The sequence below is a fragment of the Verrucomicrobiota bacterium genome (assembly GCA_016871535.1).
In the GTDB taxonomy this organism is placed as follows: domain Bacteria; phylum Verrucomicrobiota; class Verrucomicrobiia; order Limisphaerales; family SIBE01; genus VHCZ01.
Genome location: VHCZ01000113.1, coordinates 1 through 18,400, shown reverse-complemented (window position 1 = coordinate 18,400; position 18,400 = coordinate 1). Strand labels below are relative to the sequence as shown.

The following is an 18,400-nucleotide window of genomic DNA, read 5'->3' as shown; positions in this document are numbered from 1 at the left end:
CGGCGCAACCCGAAGGGCGGCAGTTCTTTTTCGCCAGACTTCGTTGCTTGCTCCTTACAGATCCACTTCGGGATATGCTCGTCGCTCGCGCCTCGTCTGGCCGAAAAATCCCTTGCCGCGAACGTGAGCGTATTTATGAAATGGACCACTTAGTAACGCTCCTCTTCGCGGGCCAGCAGCACCAAATTAGGCAGAACCTTGTCTCCGAAGATTCTTCGCCGCCGCGCCGCCGCGTCAGGCCAGCGAACCGGTTTCTTTCGCCAGCGCGACCCTTGGAGGCTCTCTTCCAACTCATGGACACCGGCGAGGAATTTGCGGCGTTCACGAGCCGGCAGCGACTTTACCTTTTCAAGCAACTCGTTCGCACTCATGATGGCAGTATAGCCAGGCGGGTGTTGGGAGCAAGCCAGCGTGAACGACGTGACAGAGATGGTGTTTGAGTCTTAGGCCGCCTTCGTTGCTCCGAACTGATATGCCCGGCGCCCGGCTTTGTCTTTGCGGGGGCCGCTCTTGACCTTGATTCCGTGAGGATCATGATCGCTCCATGAAACGCCCCGTCGAGTTCCAACGCGTTCAAGTGGCCTTCGTGGTGGTCGTCTCGCTGCTTTTGTTGCTCGCCGCGGCGTTGGAGGAACCTGTCACGACAGTCCGGTTTCGACTGCTTGCCGCATCGGGCCAACAGACGCCCTCGATGGTCTGCATTACCAGTGCCGAGGACAAAGCGCACAGACCGCAGTGCGGACCTTTACAGAAGGAAACAAAGAGAACAAAGAACCCTGTTGCCTTTGTGTGACCTATGCAGGCGAACGCTGGCCCATTGTTGGATTGGGTGCTGCGAAAGCATCCGGACACGCCAAAAGGCCGCGCCAAGCAATGGATTCTGGCGGGGCGCGTGAGCGTCAACGGCGTTGTCCTTCGCAAACCTCATCAAACCATCCCGGACCCCGGTGATGCGCTGGAATTGCTGGATCGAAGCGTGACCACCTTGGCGTGCGCTTCCGGTTGGAAGATTCATCCCCGCGTTTCCTTGCTTTACCTGGACACTTCCTTCGCCATCGTGAACAAGGGGCCGGGCCTCATTTCCGTGCCGGCGCCGAATTGCGGCATTTCCGCGCTGAGCATCCTGGCCGACTTCCTGGCGGGCAAACTCAAAGCCCAGGACCGAGGTGTCGCCGGAAGGTCGCTGCCAACGGCGTTTCGACGGCTGAAGCCGTTGCCGGTCCATCGCCTCGACCAATACACCAGCGGCGCCTTTTGCATGGCCACCAGCGTGGCGGCGCGGCGCCACCTCATCGAGCAGCTCAAGGCGCGCACCATGAAGCGGGAATATGTGGCCTGGGTGGAAGGCCGTTCCAGCGCGTCCAGAGGCACGTGGCGGCACTGGCTGCTATTGAGCAAGGACGAACTTCACCAGCGCGTCCTTTTGGAAGCGCCGGCAAAAGCCGCCGGGGCCGACGCCAGCGAAGCGATCACCCACTACGAAGTCATCGCGGAGTATCCGCTGGCCGGCGGCAAAGGCTTCGTCACGAAATTGCGGCTTCGTCTGGAGACCGGCCGAAAGCATCAGATTCGCGCGCAGGCGGCGCACGCCGGACTTCCGTTGATCGGCGACCGCACGTACCATCCGGCGTATCGCGGACAAGACCGCGTGAAGCCTTTGATCGATTTTCCGCGTCAGGCCTTGCACGCGGAAATCCTCGAGCTCGAACATCCGGAAAAGCCCGGCCAGTGTATGGCCTGGACCGCTGAGTTGCCCAAAGACCTTCGGCAACTTCAAAACGCGTTATCGCGAAACCGATACATCAAACCCTGAGCGTGAGGCGTCTGATTTCACCGCGGGCCGCGGTTGGCCTGATCGCGATGTTGGCCTTATCAGGCGGCTGCGATCCAAAATCTCCCGCGCCCCGGTCCTTGAACGGCCAGGCGCTGGCTGAAATCGCCTGTGCGCGGTGCCATCCGAGTCCGTCTCCGTCTTTCCTGCCTCGCGAGGAATGGCCTTACTTGCTCGCGTGGATGGGGAACTACCTGGGTTATTCCGCTCCCCCTGACATCGAGCTGCACCCGCTCCTGGTGGATCGCACTCTGGTTCCGCCCAAGCCGCTCGTCACGCGCGAGGAGTTTGACGCGATCCGCGCCTATTTCCTGGACCGGGCGTCCGGTCAGTACCAGGAACCGGAACTGAAGCCGAAACCCGCGGCGTCACCGTTGTTTGAACCCTTGCCCTTTGCGATTCCGGCTTCGGTGATCACGCTGGCCTGGATTGATCCATCGGATCAGACGCTTGTGATTGGATCGTCCCGTCCGGCGGAATTTCGGATTCTGGAGCGCGGCCAGACCACGGCGATCGAAGTGCATTCGGAGCCGATCGCTTACGAGCGCGTTGGCCCGGTGCGGCGCGTGGCGTTGATGGGCCACTTCGGACGGGACTTCCGCCTGGGTCGAATCGTGGATTTTGGGTTGCGCGAGGGAATTCAGCAGACCGTCGTGGACAACCACGCGCGCATCACGGCGCATCGCACCGCCGATCTGGATGGAGACGGCAAGGACGATTTATTCGTCTGCGGCTTCGGCGATTACCCGGTGGGACGCGTGGGGCTCTGGTGGGGGGGCGGAGAAACTCTGCAGGAGAATGTCTTGTTCGAGGAACCGGGCTCCACCTGGGGCGACGTCGCGGATTTTGACGGCGACGGCGACTTGGATGTCATGATTGCCGTCGCGAACGCCCGGCCGCGTCTGCTCGCGTTCGTCAATGAAGGCCCGCGCCGCTTCGTGCCGCGCGTGATTGTCGGGAGGCCGGTGGGTTGGGGTTACAACCGGTGTTTAATCGTTGATTGGGACAACGACGGCAAACCCGATCTGGTCGAATTGGCCGGGAACAACCTCGAACTCCGGGGCCGGCCTCTCAAGGCCCATTACGGAGTGCGGGTTCTGCGCAATGAAGGAGATTGGAAATTCGCCGAAGTTTTGTTCGAGCGGCTCGACGGTGCGATGGACGTCGCAGCGGGCGACTTTGACGGCAATGGCCGCATCGATCTCGCCGCAACTGCATTCTACCCGGACTGGCGTTCCACGATCCCGACGACTTTTCTGCTTCTCATGCAACGAACCGACGGCACGGTCGAGCGCGCCGGCCTCGAGGACCGCTATTGGAATCGCTGGATACGGGTGGGTGCCGGAGACGCAGACGGCGATGGCGACACGGACCTGATCTTGGGCGCAGCCCAGGTGCCGATGGCGATTCCCGCCGAGCATCTCGCCCGTTACGAAGAATTTCTCAAGGAGAAAGCGAGCGTGTTGCTGCTCCGGAATCGGAGCGTGCCTTGACCGGAAATTTTTTGTGGCCCCCGATGAGCCACGAATCTCGAAATTTCCCGTGCGGTAGCGGCATGAACGCGGCGTTCCTCTGCGCGCTTGAACCTTAATCCGACGGTTGGAGAGCCCAAAAAAAACGAATAAAGGAATTCCTGAAGCCGGCCCCGTCGGAAGTCAGTGCGTCATCAAGAAGAACACCAGATTGATGCCCAAAGGATAGGCGATCTTCTCGGAGTAGCGGTTGAAATAGAGATCGTTTTCCCCTTCCCGCTCCCAGCCATCGCTCACGTCGCTGTTGTGAATCGCCAGGATCATGATGCGCCCGGCGTCGTCGAGCAGCGCGCGGACGTGCATTTCCTCCCACCCCTCGCCGCGCGAAACCCGCTGCGGCGGTGATTGCGGATCGTCCGGGTCGTGGCCTTCGTTCCAGAACTGCATCGTCGGCACGCGCAGCCGGAACATCGGGCCCTGCAGATTGAAAACGCAGTGAAAGACCGGATGCTCGATCTCCAGATCCGTCCAGGACCGGTTCGGCAGAACGCGCTCGACCTGTCCGGCAAATCCGTCCCATTCCTGCGTGCCCCAAAAGTCGTTCACAAAGAGCGCGCCGCCGCAGGCCAGATACCGGCGAAGGATCGCGACTTCCTCATCGCTCAAGCGCATGTAACCCGCGTGCTCCAGGTAAAGGAGCGGATAATCGAACAGCGCCGGGTCGGTCAGCTTGAGCACGCGTGCGTCGGGATCGGTTCGGATCGAGGTCAATTGCTGAAGGCGAAACGAGAGATTCAGGTCGGCGTCGGGATAATCCACCCACCAACCGAGCCGGCGTCCGATACCCGCGCGCGGGCTGGCCGCCGCATCCGATTGGAAGATGACACGCGCAAACGTGAACACGTCCCGCTCGAAGCCGGGGGGATTGGTCCAGGCGGGCGTGTCGGTGCTATGGAAACCGGTTTCGCGAGCCGTGCGGACCGTGTCCTCATCGATCACTGCCCCGCCTTCGATGCGGATGAATCGGCCCGATTCAGAACTTCGCGGACTCGACCCGGACCGCGGCTGGAATTGCGCCAGGCAAATCCCGGCCGTCAAGACCGCGGTTGTCATCCAAAGGCTGGACATTTTTCTCGTCATCGTCACTCGATCATCCGTCCGCAGAATCCGCAATATTCTGGGGAGCGCACGCGCCCTCGCGTGCTGCTTGCGGCGCCTCGCCGCAAATCTGGCACCGGCTGCGCTAAGCGAACTGTCGGGCCAGCCAACGCCCAACCCATCGGCGAGGCGCCGATGGGAACACGCGCGTTTGCTCCAATATCCGGGCCAAGCCTGCCCGGTCAGCGCCATTTGTCCAACGAAACGATTGGCGACTCGCTCCTTGCGGCCATCTGGGTTCAAGCGTAATTTCGTGCCATGAGCTATCGGACAGTTGAAGTCGAAATTGACCACGGCCGCATTTCACCGAAGGGTGCGGAAGCCTTGCCAGAGAAAGCGTCCGGCCTGCTCACCATTCTGAATCCGCCGCCACTTTCGCAGCCGCGCCCCATCGGCTTGGCCAAAGGCCACTTTACCGTCCCCGATGACTTCAATGCCCCCTTGCCGGAAGACGTGCTGCGCACGTTTGAAGGCAAATGAGGATTCTGCTGGATACCTGCGAATTCCTCTGGCTCGTGACCGGCGACGCCAAATTGTCCATGGCAGCCGTATCCGCAGTGCGCGATCCCCAGAACCAGGTGTTTTTGAGCGCCGTCTCGTTCTGGGAAATCTCCCTCAAACACAGCCTCGGCAAACTCCCATTGCCGCAACCACCCGCGCAGTTTGTCCCGCTGCAACGCGAAAAGCATCTCATCGCGCCGCTGGCATTGGATGAAGCTGCCGTTGGCCAGTTGAGCGGATTACCGCCGCTGCATCGCGATCCCTTCGACCGAATGTTGATCTGTCAGGCGTTAGCTCATGGGCTGACGTTCGCTTCGTCCGACTCGCTCGCAAGGCAATATGCAGTGGCGTTGCTTGTTCTGAGTGCATTCTTTTTTTCCAAAAAGTGGCCCAGGGCGGAACTGGACGGATTATTCGCACTCGAAACAACTTCGAGGAAGGTGATTTTACCCGTTTGGAAGGATGTTTCGGAGGATGAGGTTCGAAAATATTCACCAGTTCTGGCAGGGCGCTATGCCGCCAAAGCTTCTGATGGAGTCGATTCGATTGTGGCCCAGATCAAGCAGGCGGTCCAGGCCGCTGACCGTGCGCGCGAAATCTCTTCACTGGATGCGGCAATGAGCCGAATTAAGAAACTCGACCAAACCTTAAAGGAAAAGGCCGATTCCGAAACCTTTTTGGCGACTCCCAAAGGTGCGGTCGCGGTAGAACAACAATTTGCCGCGTTGCGTCAGGCCCTTGAATCGACGGTACTGACACTTAATTCCAGCGCAACCGCGCTCGCACTGAAACTCCACATAACTCAACAAGGGTTTTTTATTCGTTGTTCGAATGCTCTCGACCTTCACTTTCGCACGAAGGATCTGTATATCAACTCAGCATCCGACTGTAGCCTGTTGATTGACTTATCTTGTCCACAATTCGACGACGCGGGTAACTGGGAGAGTGCAAGAAAGCTCACGGCATTCGAATTCAAGCCGGTCTTACGCAACTCCGGATTGATTTGGGCCAACACCACCGGGATGCAGCTTTTTGGGAACGACGATCTGGTCGCATACTTGCTTGATGTGGTCGTCGACGGATTCGAGAGGCTGAACAATCGCAGGTAGTCACGTAGCCCTGATTGTCGCAGTTGTGGCGAAAACCTTAAATACTTCAGGACTTCTCCCTTCGGCCACGTGCATGGCAGCTGTGCATATTCGCAAGATCATGAAGAAAGTCGTTCGCGTCGCGGAAACGTTTCCCGCGTGTCCCAATGGCCAGACTCGCAGCATTACCCGCGAAACAGCGCGCGCTGAGGCAATCGAGAGGATCAGTTGCGCCTGGAGCAACCGGTGAACGCGCAAGGCCGAGCCGAAAGAAGTTTTAATTCCCGGCGAGCAATTAAAGGATGGAGGCCTATCCCTTAATTGTGCAGCGCCAAATTGAAGGTTCGGTCCGGGGTTGACGATGCGCCCGTGCTATTTCCCTTCCGCCCATTTCCGAAACGTCGTCTCATTATAGAGCCATTCTGTGAGCCGTTGATAACCTTCCGTCAGGGGATGACTCGCATCGGCGTAGAGTTGAGACGGCAGGACCTCCGGCACGACATGAGCCACGCGATTCTTGGCCAGCCAATCCGCGATGGTATCCCGAATCCGCCGAAACGCGGGGCGATTTTCCTCCGTCATGATGTGTGCGTTGAACGGGCCCAGCACCACGAGAACGTCGTTGCCGCGCGATTGCAGGAGTCCCGCCAATCGTTGAAAGGCCGCCCATTGCAGGGATTGATTCAGTTCGACCCACTCGAAGCGCGTCGAACCCTGTCCGGTCGTGGACCACGGTTTGTGGCGCGGACTGTCCGGGCCGCGTTCGGGATCGACGGCGGGTTCCTCCGGGAGTTTGAACGTGATCTGCGCGAACGGATTCTTATACGCGTTCGGATGCCGCGGGGGATCGCTGCCGTCTTCCTCAAGCGTCCAGGCCAGGAGGTTCTTTTGCCCGAAGTAAGCGCTCTGCAAATGGGTGGCCCATTGCGAGAAGGTGAAATTCCGTTCCACAATCGCCGCGAGGCGCTGGTTCAAGTCCGCTTTGTAGCTGGGAATGCGCGGTGAAAATTGCGGCACGAGATCGGCGTGGTTGAAGCGTTCCTCCTTCGTCGTGTTCAGGTCCGCTTTGGGACTCGTCATCCAAAGGACATTACAGTGCAGAAGGACTTTCCGATTGCGCAACGGCGCGCCGTGGTACCGGATCAGCCCCTCCAGCGCGAGCGGAAACATGCCGTTCACCCCGGCGTTCACGAACTTTCCGGGCTGGCCGGACTGTTCGTTGAGGAAATGCGACAGCGTGCCGTCGGGCCGGACGTATTCGCCCCAGATGACCGAGTCGCCGATGACGCCGATGTTCGTCGGGGCGAGCAATTGCAGCCGGCGTTCGTAGAGCCAGTAATCTTTGCTCAAAGCGTATGGGATGCGAAAATCGCGGCCCGGTTCAAAGCGCTCGACTGTTTTCCACAGCGCCGGCGTCAGCGCCGTGACGATTGCGAGGATGGTGAAAGCCGCCGCCCAATGCCGCACATTGAGCCGCATTTCATTCACGAACGGCGTCTCCGGTAGCTCAGGTATTGACATTCAAAACTGGAAATAGATGAACGCCCCGCCGCCGGACGCGCCGAGGCACAAATACAAAAGCATCAACACCGCCACGCTCACCCGAGCGAACCCGGTTTGCAGCAGATGCCGAAAGCGCGATTCGTAACAGAACTGGTAGAGCCAGATCAACGCGACCAGTCCGATCATCAGCGCGGGAATTTGGGGATCTTGCCACGCCGCCGTCACGATGCGGTGGACGATCAAAAGCGCTTCCGGGAGCGATTCGGCGCGGAAGAAAATCCAGGTGACACTCACGAAGGCGAACACGCCGAGTTGTTTCAACAGCTTCGGCACCTGCGTTCGGTAGAATTCGGACCGCTCCAGTTCGCGGGTGATCATCACGCCCAGGGCATGGAGCGTTCCCCAAATCACAAACGTCCACGCCGCGCCGTGCCAGATGCCGGAAATGAAGAAAGTCAGGAACAGGTTCCGGTACATCCGAAACGTCCCGTCCCGTTTTCCGCCCAACGGAATATAGACGTAATCGCGGAACCACGTGGAAAGACTGATGTGCCAGCGCGCCCAGAAATCCCCCAACCCCGTCGCGAGATAGGGATTGTTGAAATTCAAAATGAGATTAAAGCCCATGAATTTCGCGACGCCGCGCGCCATGTCCGTGTAACCGCTGAAGTCGAAGAAGATTTGCCAGCCGAAAGCGACCGTCGCGAGGATCAGCGCCGGCGCGCCATGCGCTCCGGGATTGTCGTACACGCGCTCGACGTAGAACGAGAGGTAATTCGCGAGCGCCAGTTTCTTGAACAAGCCCACCAGAAACAACGAAGCGCCGTCGGTGAAATTCCGGAGACGAACTGCCGGGAACTGGCGAAATTGCGGGAGCAGATGTTTGGCCCGCTCGATCGGCCCGGCCATGAGTTGGGGGAAAAAGCAAACGAACGTGGCGAAACGGAGGAAGTTTCGTTCCCGCTCCACGTTGCCGAAATAGAAATCAATCGTGTAACTCAGAGACTGGAACGTGAAGAAGGAGATTCCGACCGGCAGCAAGTACTCGAACCCGAACGGCATGAGCGTCGAGGGATCGGGCAATCTCACCGCGAGAGGAAGCGAGCTGAAGACGGCGTTGAGATTCTCGACGACGAAACGCGCATACTTGAAGAAGAGCAGCAGAGCGAGATTATTGACCAGGCTGATCAAGAGCCAGATACGACGGCTGCTGAAGAGCGCGCCCAGCGCCATCAGAAACACCAGCGCTCCGAGCGCCGTCAGCGCGGGCCGCAACGTGGCCGAGCCGAACAGCGCCGTTCCCAGGCAAACCGCCGTGGCGGATGAAGCGCCCGCAAAAGCCCACTTCAACACGCGGTCGTCAAACTTCAGCCGGGTCAGGCGCGCGAGCGGGTCAACGGTTTGGCCTTCACGCGGGCACCGCTCCATGAGGGCGACGAGGCTGAAATCGAGCAAGGTGGAATAGACGACCAGGAACAGGTAGTACGGATTCCACCAGCCGTAGAAAAAATACGAAGCGATCGTCAGCCACGGGAGCCAGAGCCGCGTCTTCCGCAGCGCGAAGAAGACGGGCAGCACGATGAGCAGGAAGACCAGAAACGGCCAGGTGTGAAAAAGCATGCTATGGTTCTTGCGAAGTCATCGAGCGGACGGATGCTAGTTTCCGGTGCGACGGCGCTCAACCCCAAAGGAGATCAGCACGGGGAGGCCGTCATTCGGTTCGCTGAGCGGCGTGGCACTCGCTCGTAGAAGAAATCCACGTCACCGGTCAAACGGGCGTAACCGTGGAAGATGACCGCCTCGCCACCGACGATGACGTATCGCACCGCGTGTTGATGCAGCAGGGCGATGAACTCGCGCGTGTCGGCGGAAAAATGCGCGGTCTCTATTTTTTCCGGTGGCATGCGCGCACATCCGGAGCGGCGTCTCCATAAACCCGGCGTTTCAACTCGCGGGCTATTCGCTGCCGCTCGACTGGCGAAAGCTCGGTGTGCTGGCGGACATCCCATTCGTCTGCGGCTTTGAAGTTGCGCGCTTTGTGAACGATTCGTTCCATGGAAAGAAGGCTGCCAGAACGGCGCGGATCCGGCAATTCAGCTCAGAGGAAGAAGGGAAACGCGCCCATACAGCCAGACCTCCGCAGGAATCAAGGTTGTAAAGCGCTATCCAGACAGAATAAGAATTCCTTTGAAAGCGCTTGCGCAGATTTCGGAAACTACCGTCTGCCGTCTTTATGAAGCCAAATCCAACGGTGAGTGGTCCTCAATCGCTCCTGCTGAAGCGAGCCATCTCCTTCACATCAACCACCGCAGCCATGCTTCTCGCGGTCCTTTGCGCGTCAGCCGCGAGCAATGTGATGATCTGGGACACGGGATCGCGCTTTGCGGACAGGGTTGAGCTAGCGAATAAAACCGGGTGGAAACTCGTGCCCAGGGACCTCCTGACCCTCGAAGCCGACCCGGCCAAGGCCAGTTCAGACCCCGGATATTACGGCCGGGAATACTCCTTCAAAGGCGACGCCGTCGTGGAGAATCACCGTTTGCTCGCGGTCTTTTGGTCGGCCAAGGGGCGAGTCGTTGTTTTCTCGAAAGCGGATCCTGGCACGCCAGCGGGCGGATCGCTGTCGAACGCAGCGGCCTTCAATCGGGTTGCCGAATTGGTCCCGCTTCAAGGAAGCACTCAGCCCGCGAACATCAACCGCCTCGAGATCGTGAGGAACGGCGGCGATCAGGCGGTGATCAAAGCCGCTTTCACCACCCTGGGATCAACGGATCTGTCGGCCACGTTCGCCATGGACCGGACCGAGATCGTGGAAATTCAGCCTGCCCAGGGCCTGAAGGACTTCCGATTGGCCGGTCAGATTGAGTATGGCGTCGCGCCGAGCTTCATCGGCGACGATCTGATCGTTGGCCCGGCGGATTATCCCTCCGCTCATTCGCTTTGTGTTTCTGCGGAGAGCTTTTTCCTGGGTCTGTTGAAGGGCGGCGACAGCATGCTGGTGATGACATGGTCGAAGGGAAAGCAGCAACTGAAACTCACTTTGGGCGCGGTTCAAGACGGCAAGCGGCTCGCGGATGCGATTGAGTTTGATAGCGGCGGCCAGAGCTTTTATCTGGCCGCACTGAGTGCTCCGGGCATCTGGCATCGGGAAGAATTAAAGCCGGTTCACCTGGAGAAAGACGTAGCGAGCGCGTGGAAAAAGCCGTTCCCGGCCAAATGGAAAACGCAGCTTTTGGAAGCCGGAGTGAAAACCTCTTTCGCCTTCCGGGAATCCAAAGGCCAGATCTGGCGCGGTGTGCCCGGCTCGTACAACTATCCGGTCTGGTTCAATGGCGACACCGCGTTCTTTCACCTGAGCAAAAAAATCCCGCCGAAGGGCGAAGCCTTGGTTTATTTTTTGGAAGGACAGGACACGCCTCCCTTGATCCCCACCCCGGTGGACATCCTGAAAGCCACGCTGGGCCGGCAAACGTCGGACTCCATCCTCGACGTGGCCGGACGCAAGCTCCGCACTCACCATCGCCGGCGCGACGGCCAGGTGCATCGCGCCTGCACTTGCGGCTATACCGAAGCGATCCAGGTCGTGTTCGAGTCGGGCGAGGAGGTCCAGAAGAAGCAGTTCATTGCCGAAGCCATCGACGACATGATTTATTTTGTCCGGCAACATCTCGAACGCATCGACGAGTACCGAAAATTCTCCGCCGAAATGACCCGGTTCCTGCAAACCCAAGGGAACTCCCCTCCCGAACTGAAGCCGTTCCTGGAAAACCTGGACGCGATCGTCCAGCAAATTCCCCAAGAATACGAAGTGCAAAAGGAGAATATGAAGTCGCTGGCGCACGCCGAGGAATTGACTCGCCAAACGATGAGCCTGACGAGGAAGAAGGATCCGAACAACCTGAAGGCTTACCTGGAACTCCTCAAAGACTGGAGGGCCATGGGCGGCGCCCAGGATTATGTGGTCGCGCAATGCCACACGATCACCCGGAAATTGTTCCAGGAAGCGGCGCGCGCGTGCCTCGAACAACCCAGGGCCGTCGAGTTGGCGAAGGAAATCAGGGCTCGCTGCCGCCAGATTCTGCGAAATCCGGACGGGTATGAGATTTGGGCGGATTATTGATCGCCATGATTCGAGGCGTTATTCGTTACAACGTTAAATCGTTAAATCGGTTAAATGAGTTGAATCGGCAAGCGGGTGAAGAGGCGGCGAAGCCTGACGAACCTCAACCGAGAGTTGTATGAAAGAATTTGTCAGAACTGTTTTGTTGTTGTCCCTGGTCCTTGCGCTGGTGAACGGGTGCGGGCGTGAAACGCCGGAGGCTCGTTCGCAAACTCAAGCTGGCGGCGATAAGCCGGCGCCAGCGAATCTCGCGGCGCCAGCGGCAGATTCGGCCAAGACTGCGCCGGACTCCAAATCGGAAACGGTTCTCATCCCGGCCGGTCGCTTCACGATGGGCGACAAAAACGAGGTCGATTCACCGCCGCACGAAGTTTCGGTCAGCGCGTTCTACATGGACAAATTCCTTGTGACTCAGGAGCAATTCCAGAGAGTCATGGGCTCGAATCCATCGCGCTGGAAAGGAGACAAGAATCCCGTCGAGCAGGTGCGCTGGTCCGATGCGGTCCGATTCTGCAACAAGCGATCCGAGTTAGAGGGCCTTCAGCCTTGCTACGACACCAATACCTGGCAGTGCAACTTCGACGCCAATGGCTACCGGTTGCCCACGGAAGCGGAGTGGGAGTACGCCTGCCGGGCGGGAACCACGACGGCTTATTTCTTCGGCGACAATTCCGCGAAGCTCGGAGATTACGCCTGGATCGAAAAGAATTCCAGCGGCCGCCCCAGGCCCGTTGGCCAGAAGCAGCCGAATCCCTGGGGGCTTTACGACATCTGCGGCAACGTCTGGGAATGGTGCAACGACTTCTACAAGGTGGATTATTACGCGGAGTCGCCCAAACAGGATCCGAGAGGCCCGCAGACCGGGGAAAACAAGGTGCTTCGCGGCGGAGCCTGGCGATTCGGCGACGAGAGCGCGCGCTCCGGATATCGCTACAACGAGAATCCGGGTTACTCGGACGTATGCTTCGGCTACGACATCTACGGCTTCCGCTGCGTGCGAAAAGCGTCCGGCGACGCGGCGCGCTGATTAGAAGCCGTGCATTTCAGTCGAAGGCAGGGCTGCGCTGCCGCGCAGCCGTGATGTTCCGTTTTCGATTCCATTCTGACTCAACGAAAGGAAGGCTGCGCGGCGTATCCATTTAGCGTAGCGCAGATTTTCAATCTGCCGTATCGCAGGATTGCATCCTGCGTGGCGCTGGCAGGTTTGGGCGCGGTCGAATAAGCCGACGCGCTGCCGATTGCAAGTCGGCGATACAGCAGAGTGCAACTCTACGCTACGGGCAGGCAGCGCAGCCCTGCCCGGGCTTCATTGCACCACGCGGTAGAACCGCTGCGGCCCGCCGGGAGCGACGCTAAACGGGCTGACGGCATTCGGCACATCGGTCCATTGCCCTGGCAGCACGGGAGAAGATTGCAGTCTTCCGCCGCCGGTCCACTCCAGAACGAGATTACCGCCCTGGATGCGATACCCGGTAAACTTCGGCGCCGGGCTGCCTGCTCCGGGATTCACAATAACAGGCACGGGTCGGGAACCCACGATGTCCCCCACGTCATCCGTGAGCCGCGCGGTGATGTTGTTCGTCCCCGTTGGCGCGTTCTGCCAGGTGAAATTGTACGGGCTGGCGGCTGACTCGCCGATCTTGGCCGCGCCACTGAAGAATTCCACTTTGGTGATCACTCGCGTCGTCTGCGAAATCGTGACGGAAACAGGAATATTGGCTCCCGCGTCAAACTGCGCGTTCGCCTCCGGAGAAGCAATGGCCAGCGCCGGCAACGCCGGCGATCCGGCTCGCGTTTCAGGCGGACCAAACGGGCCGTAGTCGTTCGGGTTGAACGCCGGGTCCGTTGTGATGACAAATTTGTCGAAGTGCGCATTGTTCTCGCGGCGGCCGAGTCCGACGATGTGCGGGCCGGCGGTATTGACGATGAAGGTGTACTGGCCGCCGCCGTCCTGCGGGGCGCTGCGCCAGACGAAATCCTGTTGGTTCCCAAACCCGGACAGGCTGGCTTGGTTGGCGGTCGCCCGATTTGCCGGGCGCGCGCCGTCGATCCAGAACCACGACGAGTCGGAGCTGCCGTCATTGCCACTGGCGCGATACCAAAGGATGTTGGTGCCGGTTTTGGTGAAATTGAGATCATATTCGAGTTGCGTCGCGGTCTCGCTCCCGCCCGTGGGAACCACCACCGAAATCCCGCCAGAAGGATTGCCTCGCGAGTTGTTTTCGACCCAAAGGTTGTCGAGATTTCGGTCGTAAGCTTCCGCTTCGAACACCAGCAACCCGTCCGCGCCTTGTGGTTGCAGCGCGCCCAGGCTGTAAAACTTCGCGGTGCCATTCACGATCGCGTTCGGCGTAGCCGCCTGATCGGTCACGCGCGACACGGTGACGGTGTACTTTGTGCCGACCGTTTGGGCGCCGGTCGCGAGCATGACGCTTCGCTGCCCAGGCAAGACCGTGGCCGAAGTGACCGATAACGCGCCGGGGGAGCCGGTGATTTGATAATTGGCCGCGTTCCCGGCGCTCGTGGCATTCAACGGTTCGGAAAAGCGCAAGGTCACGCGATTCTGCAAAGCCAGTCCGGTGGCCGCCAACAATTCCGGGGGCGTCGTTTCTGGCGTCACCGTCACCGTCGCCTCATCGGAATATTTCGTGACTCCGCTGCTGCTGACTTTCAAACGAAGCACCGCGCCGTTCCAATCCATGGTCAACCGGGAAATCGTGTTCGTTTGCAGCGTCGCGCCGGGGATGTCCACGAACGCGTTGCCTTGTTTGCGCTGCCATTGGGTGCTGGAGAGCACGCCCTGCGGCAACGCCACCTGGGCCACGATGGAAAGCGTGGAATGTTCCACCCCGGTCACACTCACCGGCTGCTGGGTGATCTCGAAACTCAGCCCGGGCGGAAGCGGCTCGCCCTGGCGCAGCGTGAGGGGCGGACCCAACGTGCCGAACACCGCCGTGGGATTGAAAGACGGGTTCTTCGTGATCACAAACTTATCGACATAAGATCCATCTTCGCGCCGCGCGACGGCGATGGTATGGACGCCAGGGGTGTCGATGACGAAGGTCATCTGGCCGCCCCCTTCGAACGGGCTTGAAATCCATCCCCAATTGCCCGCCAGGCTGGTTCCGGTGCCGCTCATGGCGGCCATGTTGCCAGCCTCACGGCCAACGGGACGCGCGCCGTCCACATGAATCCACGCCGAGTCGTCGTTGCCGTCGTTGCCGCTGAAACGCCACCAGAGGATGTTCGTCCCGGTCTGGGAAAAGAAAATGTCGTATTCGAGTTTGGTGTTGTTTTCCCCGCCCCCCGCGCCGTTGTAATTGACCATGGAAACTCCGCCTGACGCCACGCCGCGTTCGGTATCCGCGAACCACAAACCATCCGGGTTGCGGTCGTAATCTTCCGCTTCCCAAACGACAAAGCCGTCCTCGCCCTGGATCAACGGTCCGCGCGCGAAGAATTTCGCGGTCGTATTCGTGGCCACTGCGTTCGGCGCCGCGGCGGCAAGGTCCGTGACGTTGCTCACTGTGACCGTGTATTCGGTGCCCGGCGTCTGCGGCCCGGTCTGAAGCGTAACCTGGGTCCGGTCCGCGGACAACGCCGCCGCAGTCACCGCCAGCGCGGTGCCGTTCGGAGCGGCAATTTTGTAGTTCCCGATAGTCGTGGCGGCGGTGGTAGTGACTCTTTCCGAGAACGTCAGGATAACTTCAGGCCGGTTGGGACCGCCTTTGGCCGCGGCAATCGTGGGACGCGTTTTGTCGTCGGTAACCGTGGCCGTGACTTCGGCGCTGTTCACAGAAACACCCGGAGCGGCGATGAGCGCGCGGAACTTTGCGCCGTGGTCTGCCTTGTCCAGGAAACGGACGTAATTCGTGCCGGTCGCGCCCGGAATGTTGACCCCGTTGCGCTGCCATTGGATGCAGAGCGGGACGGCGGGAGCGTTCGTGGCCACACAAGTGAAAGTCACGCTGGAATTCTCTTCGCCAGACACGTCTTTGGGTTGCTGAGTGATCGTGATCTTGGAAGCCTGGGCATCGCTCGCCATCGTGGAGAGAAACGCCGCTGGAATGGGTTTGAGCAACAACGCCGGCGTCGTGTCCCCCACCTTGCGCCACGCGACCTGCGCGAAGTCCGTGCTGTTGCCGCCGCCGCTGTTTCCTTTGTAAAGCACCATGATGAAATAACGTCTTCCCGCGACGAGCGCGACGGGAGGCGAGGTCGCCGAGTCTCCGGCGTCCAGCTCCATGAACGGGTCGCCGCGATCCGGTTCCTCGGCGATCTGAGCCGCATTGGCTTCCTTGTCATCCGTGCTGAGCCAAAGCTGCGACTGCGAGTCGCTGCGCAGGAAAAAGTGATATTCGCCGGATTCCAGGGGCGTGAGAAAACCTTCGATGCGGCCGCCGAAGTCCTGGAGCGTGTCGTTCGGAATGGCGTCGCGCGTGTTGAACGCTCTGAGAAATCGAACTTCTCCGGGCTTCGCCGGATAAGTGGGGTCGCCGGTGAAATCCGCCACGGCGGCGCCGGGTAAATTGGTGTAGATCGACACCTTGAGGAAACAAGGGGTGAGGACGTCTGCCGCCGTTGCTTTGAACGCTATGGCGCTCAGACAAAGAACAGCGGTCCAGCAGGAGGAGGAGAGATAGTTTCTTTTCATCGCGGTACCCTTTCGGATTTTCATTCAGATTTTCTGCCTCGACAGAAGCGATCACAACTTGGATGGCAGGAGATTCTGCGAACCCATGGAAGGCTTCCGTTGGCCGGGCTGCACCGGCGCGTTGGGAACGCGCAGAGCTATAGACGACCGAGGAAGGGCAGCGCAAGAAGAAATGGCCGTCAGGAGTGTCCCCCAGTTAAGGTAGGTGAGGTGAGGCGAGACTCCTGCCGAGCTACTGTAATGCCATCGAAGAAAAAATCCGCAGGAGCGTCGCTCCACCGTCGTTAGCTGAGGGATTACCGTCAGGACTTCACCCCACTAAAAAAGTTGGCCGGAGTTGTGCCATTAATTGAAGCGAGTAAGCGGCGGTCGAGCGCCAACTGCGAAGGCCAAAGATGTATCGGCCATTTCGTAATCTGAAGTTTGAGGTCAGCGCAACCGACGCGCCGCTCGCGTCCGATTGTTCCTTCCAGACGTGCTGGCCTCCCACGAACCCGGTAGGGCGAGTCCGTCCCGGCGAGCCGCTCGACGCGCGTGGCACACTTCCGATTCGGCTCGCTTGGGACAGGCTCGCCCTACCGTCCGGTTCATGGGAAGCTCCCTTGGCCCGATCACCATGCACTCGGCCATTGAACCCGTCGATGGTAGAGCGGCGTTGCTGCGCCGCCGCATCGACTGAAAACCGGCTGTGCGGCAACGCAACTCTGCCGTGGTGTTCATGGCAAGTATTGCGGTCCGTTGCCCTCGCATTGGCCTTGGGATTTGAACGGAGCGTTCTGGCCCAAGAGCCTGTCATTGCCGAACCTTCCCCGGCCGCCATCGCGAAAGCCTCCGCGTCCTTCAGACCCGCCGTGAGCCGCAACGCTCCCGAAATCGTCGATCACCGCCTGGCGTACCACGCGACTAACTATTTCACGCTCCTCAATCTCATCGGCCCGTTTCAGGAAACCCTCCGGCAGCGCACGGTTTCATCCGAAGTTCTGGGCGAACCAATGGCGAACGTGATGAAACGCGCAGGCCGGGAAGCCGCGCGCGAAATCGCCCTGCGCAGCATGAGGGCCGAGGACCTCCTCGCGATGGGAAAACCCCGGCTGATTAAAATTTGGGCCGGCCACTATTCGGCGCTGATGTACCTGCCCTGCATCGATTCTGTCGTTCTGGATTTTTTGGATGAAAAGTCTAGGGAACCATCGACCGAGCGCGCGCGGGTTGGCGAAGCGCCGGAGCGCGGCGCCGAAGTCCTCGGCAGCCTCGGCATTTCGCCCGCGCTGCAATAACCTCGCGGCCTCCGCAAACTCAGCCGTGCCGCGCCGCGTGGCGGGCCTTGGGGGCATTGAACCTCACCTTCCCTCCAGCGGCCTGTTCCCTCCTTGTCTGTTCGGCGTATCGCAGAATTGTATTCTGCGGGGCGTCTCCCAGTCCGAGCACGCTGGGACTTGCCGGCGCCCTGCCGATTGGAAATCGGCGATACAGCAGATTGAAAATCTGCGCACGGTTCTCCGGTCGATCTGTCGTCAATCCCACGGTCTGCACAGTATATTGCTTCAGGACTGACAAAAAATGCGCCGCACGGCGAGGACAACCAGGACCGGCGACGGTCAGACCGAGACTCCCCCACGAGTCCGACCTTCATGTACCACGTGCTGCACCAGGCCGCCGAGCAAGGCCTGCACTGGGAAAATCTCCGCCGCATCGTTCTTGGCGGCGAGAAAGTCCCCGACGGCATGCGCTTGAAACTTCGCCGCTTGGCCGCTGAACTCGGATCACCCAATGCCGACGTGCTCGTGGTCTATGGATTCACCGAATGGAACACCTTTTCCGAGACTCGCGCCGCAAGCTTGATCGCCAGAATTATCGGCTGGCTCAGCAGATCCTGGAGAACAAGTTCGCTTCGCTGGAGTGCCGGCATGGGCAAACTGACTTAGTGGTCCGTTTCGTAAATACGTTCACGTTCGTTGCGCCCAATTTGGCCTGGGGCAAGGCGCGACGAGCGAGCATCCCCCGCCAGTGGGGCTGTGACCGAGGAGCAACGCAGCCCCAGGCAAAATTCGGCGCAACCCGAAGGGCGGCAGT

General features: G+C 59.8%; 14 protein-coding genes and 2 pseudogenes. 9 read left to right on the top strand and 7 right to left on the bottom strand.

The genetic code is table 11. From position 1 onward, the window contains the following. Nucleotides 1-149: 149 nt before the first annotated feature. Nucleotides 150-371 (bottom strand): hypothetical protein, encoded by a 222-nt coding sequence (locus FJ398_15370; protein MBM3839314.1) that lies wholly within the window; start codon nt 369-371, stop codon nt 150-152. A gap of 173 nt (nt 372-544) precedes the next feature. Here FJ398_15370 and FJ398_15365 point away from each other — a divergent pair, with 173 nt between their 5' ends. Genes FJ398_15365 through FJ398_15355 form a run of 3 tightly spaced genes read left to right on the top strand, consistent with a single transcriptional unit; the run spans nt 545 to nt 3,324 of the window. Continuing rightward, entirely contained in the window at nt 545-793 is a 249-nt protein-coding gene (locus tag FJ398_15365) for a hypothetical protein (protein MBM3839313.1), read from the top strand. 3 nt (nt 794-796) lie between these two features. Further along, entirely contained in the window at nt 797-1,813 is a 1,017-nt protein-coding gene (locus FJ398_15360; GenBank protein MBM3839312.1) for an RluA family pseudouridine synthase, read from the top strand. A 47-nt stretch (nt 1,814-1,860) separates the two neighbouring features. Then, nucleotides 1,861-3,324, top strand: coding sequence for a VCBS repeat-containing protein (locus FJ398_15355; GenBank protein MBM3839311.1), 1,464 nt, complete (start codon nt 1,861-1,863; stop codon nt 3,322-3,324). A gap of 162 nt (nt 3,325-3,486) precedes the next feature. Here the strand turns inward: FJ398_15355 and FJ398_15350 are convergent, their stop codons facing one another. Then, a complete protein-coding gene (locus tag FJ398_15350) occupies nt 3,487-4,443 on the bottom strand; it encodes a DUF4159 domain-containing protein (GenBank protein MBM3839310.1) in 957 nt (318 codons plus the stop codon). A gap of 396 nt (nt 4,444-4,839) precedes the next feature. On the opposite strand from FJ398_15350, the pseudogene FJ398_15345 reads away from it, so the two are divergent. Together FJ398_15345 and FJ398_15340 are read left to right on the top strand one after the other, a co-directional pair. After that, nucleotides 4,840-4,941, top strand: a pseudogene (locus FJ398_15345) (type II toxin-antitoxin system Phd/YefM family antitoxin). After that, nucleotides 4,938-5,318, top strand: a pseudogene (locus FJ398_15340) (type II toxin-antitoxin system VapC family toxin). The pseudogenes FJ398_15345 and FJ398_15340 overlap by 4 nt, the downstream one beginning before the upstream one ends. A 1,104-nt stretch (nt 5,319-6,422) precedes the next feature. Here the strand turns inward: FJ398_15340 and FJ398_15335 are convergent. From FJ398_15335 to FJ398_15325, 3 genes are all read right to left on the bottom strand, one after another. Beyond that, entirely contained in the window at nt 6,423-7,571 is a 1,149-nt protein-coding gene (locus FJ398_15335; GenBank protein MBM3839309.1) for a hypothetical protein, read from the bottom strand. Next, entirely contained in the window at nt 7,572-9,173 is a 1,602-nt protein-coding gene (locus FJ398_15330) for an MBOAT family protein (GenBank protein ID MBM3839308.1), read from the bottom strand. A 74-nt stretch (nt 9,174-9,247) separates the two neighbouring features. Next, a complete protein-coding gene (locus FJ398_15325; protein ID MBM3839307.1) occupies nt 9,248-9,457 on the bottom strand; it encodes a hypothetical protein in 210 nt (69 codons plus the stop codon). A 329-nt stretch (nt 9,458-9,786) separates the two neighbouring features. On the opposite strand from FJ398_15325, the gene FJ398_15320 reads away from it, so the two are divergent. Both FJ398_15320 and FJ398_15315 read left to right on the top strand, forming a co-directional pair. Beyond that, the gene (locus FJ398_15320) at nt 9,787-11,673 is read left to right on the top strand and encodes a hypothetical protein (GenBank protein MBM3839306.1); all 1,887 of its coding nucleotides are present in this window, start codon (nt 9,787-9,789) and stop codon (nt 11,671-11,673) included. A gap of 118 nt (nt 11,674-11,791) precedes the next feature. Then, complete coding sequence (locus tag FJ398_15315; GenBank protein ID MBM3839305.1) at nt 11,792-12,700, top strand: formylglycine-generating enzyme family protein; 909 nt, start codon at nt 11,792-11,794, stop codon at nt 12,698-12,700. 279 nt (nt 12,701-12,979) lie between these two features. Here the strand turns inward: FJ398_15315 and FJ398_15310 are convergent, their stop codons facing one another. Both FJ398_15310 and FJ398_15305 read right to left on the bottom strand, forming a co-directional pair. Further along, the gene (locus FJ398_15310) at nt 12,980-16,351 is read right to left on the bottom strand and encodes a hypothetical protein (GenBank protein ID MBM3839304.1); all 3,372 of its coding nucleotides are present in this window, start codon (nt 16,349-16,351) and stop codon (nt 12,980-12,982) included. A gap of 286 nt (nt 16,352-16,637) precedes the next feature. Then, complete coding sequence (locus FJ398_15305; GenBank protein ID MBM3839303.1) at nt 16,638-17,123, bottom strand: hypothetical protein; 486 nt, start codon at nt 17,121-17,123, stop codon at nt 16,638-16,640. A 55-nt stretch (nt 17,124-17,178) separates the two neighbouring features. On the opposite strand from FJ398_15305, the gene FJ398_15300 reads away from it, so the two are divergent. Both FJ398_15300 and FJ398_15295 read left to right on the top strand, forming a co-directional pair. Beyond that, entirely contained in the window at nt 17,179-17,604 is a 426-nt protein-coding gene (locus FJ398_15300; protein MBM3839302.1) for a hypothetical protein, read from the top strand. Nucleotides 17,605-17,958: 354 nt separating this feature from the next. After that, on the top strand, nt 17,959-18,252 hold the full coding sequence (locus FJ398_15295; protein ID MBM3839301.1) for a hypothetical protein: 294 nt from the start codon (nt 17,959-17,961) through the stop codon (nt 18,250-18,252). Nucleotides 18,253-18,400 lie beyond the last annotated feature (148 nt).